Here is a 12345-nt window from a genome sequence, read left to right on the forward strand (position 1 = left end):
AAAGCAGACGGTCACGCAGGTTACCGTCGGTTCTGTGTTTGCAGCAGAACGTCGCCAGTTGATCCTCGAAATGGTGCGCGCCAACGGAGCGGTCTCGCTCCGGGAGTTGGCCCGCGTCGTCCAGACCTCCGAAGTGACCGTGCGCCGGGACGTACGGGCGCTGGAGGCAGAAGGGCTCCTCGACCGCCGGCACGGCGGCGCGGTGCTCCCCGGCGGCTTCAGCCGCGAACCCGGTTACCCGCAGAAGACCCACCTCTCCGCGGCCGAGAAGAGCGCCATCGCGGACCTCGCCGCCGGGCTGGTGGAGGAGGGCGACGCGGTCGTCGTCGGCGCCGGCACCACCACCCAGGAGCTGGCCCGCCGGCTCGCCCGGGTGCCCGGCCTGACCGTGGTCACCAACTCGCTGCTCGTCGCCCAGGCGCTGGCGCACGCCAACCGGGTGGAGGTGGTGATGACCGGCGGCACCCTGCGGGGCTCCAACTACGCGCTGGTCGGCAGCGGTGCCGAGCAGTCGTTGCACGGGCTGCGGGTGTCCAAGGCCTTCATCTCCGGCAGCGGGCTCACCGCCGACCGCGGGCTGTCCACCACCAACATGCTGTCCGCGAGCGTGGACCGGGCGCTGGTGCAGTCGGCCGCCGAGGTCATCGTCCTCGCCGACCACACCAAGCTCGGCGCGGACACCATGTTCCAGACCGTGCCCACCGAGACCATCACCCGGCTGGTCACCGACGAGCACGCGACCTCGGACGACGCCTCGGCGCGCGAGCTGGACGCCCTCGCCGACTGCGGGGTGCAGATCGACCTGGCGCCGCTCGGCGCCGCCCCCAGCGGGGACGCCCCGGTGCACGGCACCGGCAGCGGGCCCGTCCACCAGACCCAGCCCGGCCCGCTGCCGCGCCGGGCCGCCCCGCCGCCCGGTGGCGCCCCGCTGCCCGGCCAGCGCCGGCCCGGGGCGCACGGCGGCCCGGCCGGGCCGGGCGGGATGCAGGTCCGGCTGGCCGAACTGGGCGTCCCGCGCGGGCGGTGACACCTGCGGGTGAAACGCGACCGGTCCGCACACCCGCGGGGGGCGTACGGACCGGTCGGTTGACGGAGTGTCAGTCCTTGATCTCGCAGAGCGCGGCGCCGCTGCTGACGCTCGCGCCGACCTCGGCCTTGAGACCGACGACGGTGCCGGCCTTGTGGGCGTTGAGGGGCTGCTCCATCTTCATCGCCTCCAGGACGACGATGAGTTCGCCCTCGGCGACGACCTGGCCCTCCTCGACGGCGACCTTGACGATCGTGCCCTGCATCGGCGAGGCCAGCGTGTCACCGCTGACGGCCGAGCCGGCCTTCTTCGCGCCCACCCGGCGCTTGGCCTTGGCCGCACCCGTCGCGCCCGCGGCGGGGGCCGCCGAGACGCCGAGGGAGGACGGCAGGGAGACCTCGATCCGCTTGCCGCCGACCTCGACGACGACGGTCTCGCGGCCCTCGGCCTCCTCGCCCTCGCCGGGCGCGCCGGCGAACGGGGGGATCGTGTTGTCGAACTCGGTCTCGATCCAGCGGGTGTAGATCGTGAACGGGCCCTCGCTGCCGTGCACCTCGGGCGCGAACGCCGGGTCGGTGACGACGGCCTGGTGGAACGGGATGGCGGTGGCCATGCCCTCCACCTTGAACTCGTTCAGCGCGCGCCGGGCGCGCTCCAGGGCCTGCTTGCGGTCGCGGCCGGAGACGATCAGCTTGGCCAGCAGCGAGTCCCAGGCGGGGCCGATGACCGAGCCGGTCTCGACGCCCGAGTCCAGGCGCACGCCCGGGCCGGACGGCGGGGCGAACAGCGTCACCGTGCCGGGGGCGGGCAGGAAGCCGCGGCCCGGGTCCTCGCCGTTGATGCGGAACTCGAAGGAGTGGCCGCGCACCTCGGGGTCGCCGTAGCCGAGCTCCTCGCCGTCGGCGATGCGGAACATCTCGCGGACCAGGTCGATGCCGGTGACCTCCTCGGTCACCGGGTGCTCGACCTGCAGACGGGTGTTGACCTCCAGGAAGGAGATCGTGCCGTCCAGCGCGACGAGGAACTCGCAGGTGCCGGCGCCGACGTAGCCGGCCTCCTTGAGGATGGCCTTGGACGCGCGGTACAGCTCGGCGTTCTGCTCGGGGGTGAGGAACGGCGCGGGGGCCTCCTCGACGAGCTTCTGGTGGCGGCGCTGCAGCGAGCAGTCGCGGGTGGAGACCACCACGACGTTGCCGTGCTTGTCCGCCAGGCACTGGGTCTCGACGTGACGCGGGTTGTCGAGGTAGCGCTCGACGAAGCACTCGCCGCGGCCGAACGCCGCGACGGCCTCGCGCACGGCCGACTCGTACAGCTCGGGGATCTCCTCCAGCGTACGGGCGACCTTGAGGCCGCGGCCGCCGCCGCCGAAGGCCGCCTTGATCGCGACCGGGAGACCGTGCTCCCGGGCGAACGTGACGACCTCGTCCGCCCCGGAGACCGGGTCGGGGGTGCCGGCGACCAGCGGGGCACCGGCGCGCTGCGCGACGTGACGGGCGGTGACCTTGTCACCGAGGTCGCGGATGGCCTGCGGGGGCGGGCCGATCCAGGTCAGACCCGCGTCGAGGACGGCCTGGGCGAACTCCGCGTTCTCCGACAGGAAGCCGTAACCGGGGTGGACCGCGTCCGCGCCCGAGTCCTCGGCGGCCTTCAGGACCTTCGCGATGTCCAGGTAGCTGGTGGCCGGGGTGTCACCGCCCAGCGCGTAAGCCTCGTCGGCCGCGCGCACGTGCAGCGCATCCCGGTCCGGCTCGGCGTAGACGGCGACGCTGGCGATACCGGCGTCCGAGCAGGCCCGGGCGACGCGGACGGCGATTTCCCCGCGGTTGGCGATGAGCACCTTGCGCACTGTGGCTCCCTTCTTGAACCTCGTTGAGTTTATGGATTCCTGGGCAGTACCGGCGAGTAGCCCCAGGTTGTGAACTATCCCACACGGACGGTGATCTGTTTCGCGGGCCGGTGGACGGCCTCCCGGACGTCCGCGCAGGTGGGGCGGTCGGGGCGGGCGCGGCCCGGTGACGGCGCGGTCGTGGCGCGGCGGCGTGGCGGGCCGGTGGGCTTGGCCACACTCACGCGGTGGCCGGGGTCCGGGCGCTCCGGCGCAGGGCGTCGGCGGTGACGTCGGCGGCGACTTCGACGACATCGGGGCCGTAGGCCTTGGGGTTGACGACCTTGAGGACCAGCACGAAGGAGCCGTCCTCGGTGTGCCGCCGGGCGAGCTTGCGGTGGTTGGCGACCAGGTGGCGGACGGCGGCGTGGTTGGAGACGGCGGTCTGGCCCGCGACCAGGAAGGTCGGCCGGTCGCCGGCCGTCGGGTGCAGCCGGGCGAGCAGGGCGAAGGAATGGCCGCCGCCGGGCTCGGTCTCGTCCTCGTGCCGGAACTCCGCGCTGCCCACGGTCAGCACCGGCACGTGGCCGCCCGGGGCCGGGACGTACTCGACCCCCGGCAGCCAGGACGCCAGGTGGGCCGCCGTCCGTTCGTTGCTGCTCGGGCCGCCGATGCAGAACTCGCCCTTGTCTCCGAGGCCTTGGCGGACCTCGTCGTGCGCCACCAGCTCGGCCCGCGCGCCGCACTCCTTGACCAGCGCGGCCAGCTCCATGAGGGCGTACACGTCGTTGCGCGCGACGCTCCTCGAACTGGGCGCGGAGGCGTGCCGGTTCACCACGATCAGGCACTCGCCGCCGGCGGGCAGGCCGAAGAAGGCCCGCACCCGCTCCACCCTGCGGCGTCGCCGCAGTGCCTGGGCGAGCCAGCCGAGCCCGGCACTGATGGCGCTCGCCACCAGGCCCAGTACGACGTTGAGCACGTTGTCGGTCATCGGCGCCGTCCCTCCCCGTTCGAAACGGCGGACAGCCTAGCCGGGGGCGCCCGTCCGGACCATTGACGGTGCAGCGGGAGGTCCCTAGCGTTCGCCAAATGACGGTAAAGACGGGGAAGTTGGGTGTCGCGGCGGCCGTACTGGCGGTGCTCGTGGCGGCGGGGTGCCAGAGCGTGGGATCGAGGGTGTCGCCCAGTGCGCCGACCTCGACGGCGGATCCGGCGCGAAGATTCGGGTGCCTCACCGAGGAACAGAACCGGACGGGCAGCATCAACGTGCCGGCCGTGTCCGGGGTGCGGCCCGGGTACTTCCAGCAGTCGGACGCCGGAACGGCCAAGGTCGCGCTGTTCTTCTCGCACCAGCTCGCTGGTTCGATCTGCGACTGGGTGCCCTACCTGAAGGCCTTCACCGCGGCCGGGTACGCCGTGCTCGCCACCGAGGAGCCGGGCAGCCCGGCGCGGGACGTCCCGGCGGCGCTGACCTGGCTGGGCGGGAAGGGCATCACCAGGGCGGTCCTGATCGGCGCCTCCAAGGGCGGCACCGGCTCGCTGGAGGCCGCGGCCGAGCGGTCGACCCCGCTGCCGGTGGCGGCGGTGGTCTCACTGAGCGGCCCGGCCAACTACGAGGGGGACCGCGCGCTCGTCGCGGTGGCGAAGATCAAGGCCCCGGTGTTCTTCGCGGCGGAGCAGGACGACTCGCCGTTCGCGGGCGACGCCAAGGACCTGTACGCGACCTCGGTGTCGCCCGCGAAGACCCTCAAGATCTACCCGGGCTCCCGGCACGGCGCCGACCTGCTCGCCGACGGCGCCCTGAACGACGTCCTGGCCTTCCTGGCGCAGAACGTCCCGGCCCAGTGAGTGCGGACCGGCCGGTGGCCCGGAGGTCCGCCCGGGCCGTCAGACCCAGAGGTCGACCAGCCGGACGCCGAGGTCGGCCAGCAGGGTGCGCAGCAGCGGCAGCGAGAGGCCGATGACGTTGCCCGGGTCGCCGTCGATGCCCTCGATGAACGGTGCGGAGCGGCCGTCCAGGGTGAACGCCCCGGCCACGTGCAGCGGTTCGCCGGAGGCGACGTAGGCGGCGACCTCGGCGTCGTCCGGGGTGCCGAAGCGGACGGTGGTGGAGGCGGTGGCCGAGGCCTGCTCGCCGGTCACGGTGTCGATGACGCAGTGGCCGGTGCGCAGCACGCCGGAGCGGCCGCGCATCGACTGCCAGCGGGCGAGCGCGTCGGCGGCGTCGGTGGGCTTGCCGAGGGCCCGTCCGTCGAGCTCCAGGACGGAGTCGCAGCCGATCACGAGCTCGCCGCCGGTGAGTTCGGCGGCGACCGCCTTGGCCTTGGCCTCGGCGAGGACGAGGGCGAGTTCGGCCGGGGTGGCGGCGGTGATGGCGTCCTCGTCGACGCCGCTGACCACCACGCGCGGGTCGAGGCCCGCCTGGCGCAGCAGCCCGAGGCGGGCGGGGGAGGCGGAGGCGAGGACGAGGGCGCGCTGGTCGGTCATGCCCACCAGGGTAGGGGGTCGTGGTGTCGGCCGTTCGGGTGAACGGCGGTCTTCGCAGGGTCTCCGGGGGCTGTCCGCAGGCTCTCCGTGAGGGTCGTCGCGAGGCTTCCCGCGAGGGTTCGCGGGAGGTCCTCGCGGGATCTTCGCGGGGCGCCGCGGTGGTCACAGCAGGAGCAGCACGGCGATCACGAGGAGGTAGGCGGCGAGCACACGGCCGGCGCGGTGCAGTTTCTCCTGCACCCGGCGGGCCTCGGGGGAGGGCTCGTCGCGGGGGTCTGACCAGAGCACCCTTCCAGGGTGCGCCGCGGGCCGGGCGGGGCGCCTGAGTATCCGTACTCAGGTTCCGGGCGATTCGGGCCGGAACTCCGGGCCGGAAATTCGAGCCGGTCGTTCGGGCCGGAACGGAGCGTCCGTGGCAAGGGGCGGAGTGCTCGCGACAAGGAAAGGAGTGGGAATTCGGCCCCGCCCGCATACCACACCACAAGGTTTGGGGCGCGGGGGGGTGTGCTCGCTCCATGCTATGGTGTGGTATGCGGGCCCGGCCGACTCCCCACTCCTCATGGTGTGCTGCGCGTGCTCAGCCCGCCCAGCCGGAGGTCCGCCAGGCGTTGACGCCGGGACGGACCGCGGGGCGGTGCAGACGGGCGCGGTCGTTCCACGGGGAGGCCGGGCCGACGCCCGCCCGGCGCGCCGCCTCGGCGGCGGCCTGCGCGGCGGCGGCCCGGGCCTGGACCACCGCCAGGACGGTGGCCAGCTCCTCGGGGGTCGGCTGCCCGTGCAGCACGTGGATCGGGGCCATGGCTCAATCCTCTCGCTACGGCCTTGTTCTGGGCAGTGGACCTACAGGGGGATGTTGCCGTGCTTCTTCGGCGGGAGCACCTCGCGCTTGCCGCGCAGCGCCCGCAGGCCGCGGACGATGTGGCGGCGGGTCTCGCTCGGCGCGATCACCGCGTCCACGTAGCCGCGTTCGGCCGCGAGGTACGGGTTGAGCAGGGTGTCCTCGTACGAGGCGATGAGCTCGGCCCGCTTCTCCTCGGCGGTGCCGGCGGCCTCGGCCTCGGCGATCTCGCGGCGGTGCAGGATGTTGACCGCGCCCTGCGCGCCCATGACCGCGATCTGGGCGGTCGGCCAGGCCAGGTTGAGGTCGGCGCCGAGGTGCTTGGAGCCCATGACGTCGTAGGCGCCGCCGAAGGCCTTGCGGGTGATCACGGTGATCAGCGGCACGGTGGCCTCGGCGTAGGCGTAGATCAGCTTGGCGCCGCGGCGGATGATGCCGTCCCACTCCTGCTCGGTGCCGGGCAGGAAGCCGGGCACGTCGACGAAGGTCAGCACCGGGACGTTGAAGCTGTCGCAGGTGCGGATGAAGCGGGCGGCCTTCTCGCTGGCGTTGATGTCCAGGCAGCCGGCCAGGTCCATCGGCTGGCTGCCGACGATGCCCACCGACTGGCCCTCGACCCGGGCGAAGCCGGTGATGATGTTGCCGGCGAACAGCGGCTGGGTCTCCAGGAACTCGCCGTCGTCGACGATGTGCTCGATCACCTTGCGCATGTCGTACGGCTGGTTCGCCGAGTCCGGCACGATCGTGTCGAGTTCGAGGTCCTCGTCGGTGATGTCGAGGTCCGCCTGCTCGGGGTAGGACGGCGGGTCCGAGAGGTTGTTGGAGGGCAGGTACGAGAGCAGGCTCTTGACGTACTCGATCGCCTCCTTCTCGTCCGTGGCCAGGTAGTGCGCGTTGCCCGACTTGGTGTTGTGGGTGCGCGCGCCGCCCAGCTCCTCCATGCCGACGTCCTCGCCGGTGACGGTCTTGATGACGTCCGGGCCGGTGATGAACATGTGCGAGGTCCGGTCGGCCATCACGACGAAGTCGGTGATCGCGGGGGAGTACACCGCGCCGCCGGCGCAGGGGCCCATGATCAGCGAGATCTGCGGGATCACGCCGGAGGCGTGCACGTTGCGGCGGAAGATCTCGCCGTACAGGCCGAGCGAGACCACGCCCTCCTGGATCCGGGCGCCGCCGGAGTCGTTGATGCCGATGACCGGGCAGCCGGTCTTCAGCGCGAAGTCCATGACCTTGACGATCTTCTCGCCGAAGACCTCGCCGAGGGAGCCGCCGAAGACGGTGAAGTCCTGGGCGAACACGGCGACCTGGCGGCCGTCGACGGTGCCGTAGCCGGTGACCACGCCGTCGCCGTACGGGCGGTTCTTCTCCTGCCCGAAGTTGGTCGAGCGGTGCCGGGCGAACTCGTCGAACTCGACGAAGGAGTCCTCGTCCAGCAGCTCCGCGACCCGCTCCCGGGCCGTCAGCTTGCCCTTGGCGTGCTGCTTCTCCACCGCCTTGGCGGAGCCGGAGTGCACCGCCTCGTCGATCCTGCGCCGCAGGTCGGCGAGCTTGCCCGCGGTGGTGTGGGGGTCGTACGGGGCCTCGGTCATTCCGGTGGCTCTCCCTGATCCTGGGCCGCGACCTGTTCGAGTGCGCGCGGACCGGAACGGGGGCCCGCACAGGAGGGCAGGGCGGCGCTGCGAACTACCGTTGGGTAGCGTAGCCAGCACGGAGGGCCAGACGTAACGCCCGGCCGTTATGGTCAGCGACACAGTTTTGTTGACGGCCGTTCTGCGGCACGATGGGACGGCGTGGGCCGTCGGGCCCGTCTAGGGTCGTTCCCATGAGCGCACCCGAGACCCCCCGCCGCAGTGGACTCCGCGGCTTCGGCCACGCCGGGCCGTCACCGTGGACCGACCTGGACCGCCCGCCGCTGGACGAGGACGCGCTGCGCCGGGACCTGGTGCTCCCGGGAGGGCTGTGGACCTCGCTCGACGTCGTCACCGAGACCGGCTCCACCAACACCGACCTCGCCGCCCGCGCCCTGGCCGGTGCGCCGCAGGGCGCCGTCCTGGTCGCCGAGGCGCAGAGCGCCGCGCGCGGTCGGCTGGACCGGCAGTGGACGGCGCCGCCGCGCTCGGGGCTGTTCCTCTCCGTCCTGCTGCGCCCCGAGGAGGTGCCGGTCGAGCGGTACGGCTGGCTGCCGATCCTGGTCGGCGTCGCCGTGGCCAGCACCCTGGACCGGGTCGCCGGCGTCGAGGTCGGGCTGAAGTGGCCCAACGACCTCCAGGTCGAGGTCGACGGCGCCGAGCGCAAGCTCGGCGGCATCCTGACCGAACTGAGCGGCGGCGCCGTCGTCGCCGGGGTCGGCCTCAACGTCACGCTGCGCGAGGAGGAGCTGCCCGTCCCCACCGCCGCCTCGCTCGCCCTGGCCGGCGCCGCCGTCACCGACCGCTCCACCCTGCTGCGCGCCCTGCTGCGCGAGTTCGCCGAGCTCTACGGCGACTGGACGGCCGCCGCCGGCGACCCGCACGCGAGCGACCTGCTCCGCGCCTACGTCGACCGCTGCACCACGCTCGGCCGCCAGGTCAAGGTGCACCTGCCGGGCGACACCGAGCTCACCGGGGAGGCCGTGGCGATCGACGGCGACGGGCGGCTGGTGGTTCGTACGCCGGAGGGCGCGCGCCGTGCGGTGGGCGCGGGGGACGTCGTCCACGTGCGCCCCGAACCCCGCTGAACGGCATCTTCACCTCTCCTTGACCCGGGCGGATGCCCCGGATCACGCGATTCCGTGCGAACATTCCACCTGGCAGCGGTGTGAGGCGCGCCACTGTCCGCCCGGGTGGCGGGCGGGCGCCCGGACAGGTAGGACACGAGGCAAGTGCGGCGACCGCACGGGGACGGACCGGTGGCAGAGGACGGCAGCAACGGCGGGACGGCGGACAGCCACGACCAGACGGTCGCGCTCGAACTCGAACGCCTGATCCTGGACGCACCGCGCCGCTACACCCCCTACCAGGCCGCGAGGGCCGCCGACGTCCCGATGGAGCTGGCCACCCGCTTCTGGCGGGCGATGGGCTTCCCCGACATCGGACAGTCCCGGGCCCTCACCGACGGTGACGTGATCGCGCTGCGCCGGCTGGCCGGACTGGTCGAGTCCGGCCTGCTCAGCGAGTCGATGGCGATCCAGGTGGCCCGCTCCACCGGGCAGACCACGGCACGGCTGGCCGGCTGGCAGATGGACACCTTCCTGGAGAACCTCACCCAGTCCGTCGAGCCCGGCCTCACCCGCGCCGAGGTCGCCTACCCACTGGTCGAATTGCTGCTGCCCGAGCTGGAGCAGTTCCTCGTCTACGTCTGGCGGCGCCAGCTGGCCGCCGTCACCGGGCGGGTCGTGCAGGCCGCCGAGGACCACGAGATCACCAGCGGCCGGCTCGCCGTCGGCTTCGCCGACCTGGTCGGCTTCACCCGCCTCTCCCGGCGGCTGGAGGAGGAGGAACTCGGCGAGCTCGTCGAGACCTTCGAGAACACCTGCTCCGACCTGATCGCCGGGCAGGGCGGCCGGGTCATCAAGACCCTCGGCGACGAGATCCTCTACGTCTCCGAGGACCCGGTGACCGCCGCCGAGATCGCGCTCGGCCTGATCGACGCGCTCGCCGAGGACGAGACCATCCCCGCGCTGCGGGTCGGCATGGCCTTCGGCACCGTGACCTCCCGGATGGGCGACGTCTTCGGCACCACCGTCAACCTGGCCAGCCGGCTCACCTCCATCGCGCCCAAGGACGCCGTGCTGATCGACGGCGAGTTCGCCGCCGCGCTGGAGCAGAACGGCAGTGTCGCCCCGCCCGACGCGGACGGGCCAGGCCTCGCCGAGGCGCTCTCGGCCGCCGCCGGGATGCCCGCCTCCGGGCTTCCGCTGCCCTCGCCGGACTCCGGGCACCGCTTCCACCTGCAGCCGATGTGGCGGCGGCCGGTGCGGGGGCTCGGGCTGGTCGAGCCGTGGCTGCTGTCGCGGCGGCTCAAGCCGGAGTAGCCGACGGGAGTCGGGCCGTCCGGGGGCGGGGCTTGGGCTGGGGCTGGGGCTGGGGCCGGGGGGTTGCCGTCGAACGGGCGACCGGTGTGTGGGTCGAAACGGGGCATAACCGGGTGAAGTCGCCATAGTCTTGGTGCAGCGGCCGGTACGCGTGCGGCTGCCCTCGGTAGGACCGGGCACAGGGAGCGGGGCGAGCCGGTGAGCAGTGAGGCGACCATGACGGACCGCGGCTGCGACTGCGACGCCTCCGGGCGGCCCGCCGCCCTGCCCGACCTGCGACTGCAGTCCGTGGTCGAGCTCGCCCAGGACATGGCCGGGGCGCTCACCCCCCTGGAGGCCGTCCGCGCCGCCGCCGCCCGCGCCACCGAGGCGCTCGGCGCCACCATGGCCGCCGTCTCCGTCTGGGACCGCGAGTCCGGGCGGCTGCGGGTCCTCGTCAACCACGGCGACCTCGCCCCCGGCGAGGAGGAACAGCCCGAGGACGAGTCCTACCCCGTCGCCGACTTCCCGGAGATCGTCACCTATCTGGAGGAACGCTGGACCACCGGACGGCTGCCGCGCGCCTGGCTGCAGACCGCCGAGAACAGCGAACCCCACGCCGGTCACGTGCATCCCACCGCCGGCGCGTACTGCCAGGAACGCGCCGCGGCGCTGCGCCGGCGCGGGCGGGGCTGCTGCGTCGTCGCGCCGATCGTCCTGCACGGGCAGGCCTGGGGCGAGCTCTACCTGGCCCGGGCCACCGGGATGCCCGAGTTCACCGAGGCCGACGCCGACTACGCCACCCTGCTGGCCGCCCAGGTCTCGGCCGGGCTCGCCCAGACCGAGCGCCTCGCCGACCTGCGCAAACTCGCCTTCTCCGACCCGCTCACCGGTCTCGCCAACCGGCGCGCGGTGGACGCCCGGCTGGAGAGCGCCCTGGAGGCGCACAACCGGGACAACACCGTCGTGTCGCTGGTCGTGTGCGACGTCAACGGCCTCAAGCGGGTCAACGACCAGCTCGGCCACGAAATGGGCGACCGCCTGCTGGAACGATTCGCCCACCAGCTGTCGCTCGCCGCCGCCAAACTGCCCGGCAGCCTCGCGGCCCGGCTCGGCGGCGACGAGTTCTGCCTGCTCGCGGAGGGCCAGAAGGCCGACGAGGTCGTGGCCGTCGCCGAGGAGCTGTGCGCGCGGGCGCTGGCGCTGTCCGAGGGCGAGGGGGTGGCGTGCGGGGTCGCCTCGACGGGGGATTCCATCGGGCCCGTCACCACCCCCGACCGCCTCTTCCGGCTCGCCGACGCCGCCCAGTACCGGGCCAAGGCCGCCCGCGCCGCCCACCCCGTCGTCGCCGGGCGCAGCCACGGGCCCGGCTTCTCGCCCGACCCCACGGTGCTGCTGGCCGACGCCGCCGACCCCCACCACCGGGCGGACGGGCGCGGGCGGATCGGCGGGCGGATCGGCAACGGCGACCGGCGGCGGTTCCGGGGTGCCGCGCACAGCGCCGACCCCGGGCAGCTGCTCACCGCCGTCCTGTCCGCCCTCGACCAGCACGGTGCCGCCCGCGCCGTCCACAGTGCCGACACCCTCGGCAAACTCGCGGTCGTCGCCGAGGCCGCCGCCCGGCTGCTGGACGCGGTGGGGTGGTGGGTGTCGTACGTGCCGCCGGGGTCCCAGCTGATGCGGACCGCCCAGCACGCCGTCTACCGGATGACCAGCGGGCCCAGCAGCACCCGCGCCGAGACCCAGCGCGCCCAGATCGAGGCCCCGGACGCGGTCTTCGATCTCCGGCACTACCCGATGACTCGACGGGCCGTCCGGGGCGGTGCCTTTGCCCTCCGGGCGGGGGCGGCCGGCAACGACCCGGCGGAGGAGGCGATGCTCGTCGTCTCCGGCTACCGGGGGATGGTCGCGGCGGGTGGGCAGAATCCGGCGGGTGGCTGGCTCGTGGAGCTGTTCGCGGATGATGCGACGCTTCCTCTGGGGCAGGCGGCTTGTGTGATGCGGGCGTTGGTGGCGGTGGCGCTTTCGGGGCCGGCTTCGCCGCCGGGGGTTTGAGGGTTCCGCTGCGCGGGGCTTGGGGCGGGGTCGTGGGCTTTCGGGTGGGTGGGGGGTGCCGGGGGTGGCTGCGGGGGTGGCCGCTCCGGGGGCTGGATGATTTTCCGACTGCCGACTCT

General features: G+C 73.4%; 10 protein-coding genes and 1 pseudogene. 5 read left to right on the forward strand and 6 right to left on the reverse strand.

All coding sequences use genetic code 11. From position 1 onward, the window contains the following. Window positions 1-70 precede the first annotated feature (70 nt). Window positions 71-1027: a DeoR/GlpR family DNA-binding transcription regulator gene (locus ACFXDE_RS37830; RefSeq protein ID WP_380439110.1), complete on the forward strand. Its 957-nt coding sequence runs from the start codon at window positions 71-73 to the stop codon at window positions 1025-1027. Between the two features lie 70 nt (window positions 1028-1097). Here the strand turns inward: ACFXDE_RS37830 and ACFXDE_RS37835 are convergent, their stop codons facing one another. After that, on the reverse strand, window positions 1098-2873 hold the full coding sequence (locus ACFXDE_RS37835; protein WP_380439092.1) for an acetyl/propionyl/methylcrotonyl-CoA carboxylase subunit alpha: 1776 nt from the start codon (window positions 2871-2873) through the stop codon (window positions 1098-1100). 220 nt (window positions 2874-3093) lie between these two features. Beyond that, window positions 3094-3843, reverse strand: a complete 750-nt coding sequence (locus tag ACFXDE_RS37840; protein ID WP_380498887.1) for a hypothetical protein — start codon at window positions 3841-3843, stop codon at window positions 3094-3096. 98 nt (window positions 3844-3941) lie between these two features. On the opposite strand from ACFXDE_RS37840, the gene ACFXDE_RS37845 reads away from it, so the two are divergent. Then, entirely contained in the window at window positions 3942-4700 is a 759-nt protein-coding gene (locus tag ACFXDE_RS37845; protein ID WP_380498888.1) for an alpha/beta hydrolase, read from the forward strand. A gap of 39 nt (window positions 4701-4739) precedes the next feature. Here the strand turns inward: ACFXDE_RS37845 and ACFXDE_RS37850 are convergent, their stop codons facing one another. The 4 genes from ACFXDE_RS37850 to ACFXDE_RS37865 all read right to left on the reverse strand — a co-directional run bounded on the left by ACFXDE_RS37850 (window position 4740) and on the right by ACFXDE_RS37865 (window position 7769). After that, window positions 4740-5339 carry a nucleoside triphosphate pyrophosphatase gene (locus ACFXDE_RS37850; RefSeq protein ID WP_380439098.1) on the reverse strand — a complete coding sequence of 200 codons (600 nt, stop codon included), beginning with the start codon at window positions 5337-5339 and terminating at the stop codon, window positions 4740-4742. A 162-nt stretch (window positions 5340-5501) separates the two neighbouring features. Then, entirely contained in the window at window positions 5502-5627 is a 126-nt protein-coding gene (gene mmpB, locus ACFXDE_RS37855) for a morphogenic membrane protein MmpB (RefSeq protein ID WP_359972850.1), read from the reverse strand. A 289-nt stretch (window positions 5628-5916) separates the two neighbouring features. After that, complete coding sequence (locus tag ACFXDE_RS37860) at window positions 5917-6138, reverse strand: acyl-CoA carboxylase epsilon subunit (protein WP_380498889.1); 222 nt, start codon at window positions 6136-6138, stop codon at window positions 5917-5919. A gap of 41 nt (window positions 6139-6179) precedes the next feature. Continuing rightward, the gene (locus ACFXDE_RS37865) at window positions 6180-7769 is read right to left on the reverse strand and encodes an acyl-CoA carboxylase subunit beta (RefSeq protein ID WP_380439102.1); all 1590 of its coding nucleotides are present in this window, start codon (window positions 7767-7769) and stop codon (window positions 6180-6182) included. A gap of 233 nt (window positions 7770-8002) precedes the next feature. Here ACFXDE_RS37865 and ACFXDE_RS37870 point away from each other — a divergent pair, with 233 nt between their 5' ends. The 3 genes and pseudogenes from ACFXDE_RS37870 to ACFXDE_RS37880 all read left to right on the forward strand — a co-directional run. Then, window positions 8003-8896, forward strand: coding sequence for a biotin--[acetyl-CoA-carboxylase] ligase (locus tag ACFXDE_RS37870; RefSeq protein WP_380439104.1), 894 nt, complete (start codon window positions 8003-8005; stop codon window positions 8894-8896). A 171-nt stretch (window positions 8897-9067) separates the two neighbouring features. Further along, window positions 9068-10192: an adenylate/guanylate cyclase domain-containing protein gene (locus ACFXDE_RS37875; RefSeq protein WP_380439106.1), complete on the forward strand. Its 1125-nt coding sequence runs from the start codon at window positions 9068-9070 to the stop codon at window positions 10190-10192. Window positions 10193-10501: 309 nt separating this feature from the next. Continuing rightward, window positions 10502-11638 (forward strand): annotated as a pseudogene (locus ACFXDE_RS37880) (diguanylate cyclase domain-containing protein); the annotation flags it as partial. Between the last annotated feature and the right edge of the window lie 707 nt (window positions 11639-12345).

The sequence above is a fragment of the Kitasatospora sp. NPDC059408 genome (assembly GCF_042751525.1).
Lineage (GTDB): Bacteria > Actinomycetota > Actinomycetes > Streptomycetales > Streptomycetaceae > Kitasatospora.

Coding starts and splice junctions, on each gene's coding strand:
- ACFXDE_RS37870 (WP_380439104.1), top strand. CDS start 8,003: ATGAGCGCACCCGAGACCCCCCGCCGCAGTGGACTCCGCGGCTTCGGC.
- ACFXDE_RS37860 (WP_380498889.1), bottom strand. CDS start 6,138: ATGGCCCCGATCCACGTGCTGCACGGGCAGCCGACCCCCGAGGAGCTG.
- ACFXDE_RS37840 (WP_380498887.1), bottom strand. CDS start 3,843: ATGACCGACAACGTGCTCAACGTCGTACTGGGCCTGGTGGCGAGCGCC.
- ACFXDE_RS37845 (WP_380498888.1), top strand. CDS start 3,942: ATGACGGTAAAGACGGGGAAGTTGGGTGTCGCGGCGGCCGTACTGGCG.
- ACFXDE_RS37830 (WP_380439110.1), top strand. CDS start 71: ATGGTGCGCGCCAACGGAGCGGTCTCGCTCCGGGAGTTGGCCCGCGTC.
- ACFXDE_RS37850 (WP_380439098.1), bottom strand. CDS start 5,339: ATGACCGACCAGCGCGCCCTCGTCCTCGCCTCCGCCTCCCCCGCCCGC.
- ACFXDE_RS37865 (WP_380439102.1), bottom strand. CDS start 7,769: ATGACCGAGGCCCCGTACGACCCCCACACCACCGCGGGCAAGCTCGCC.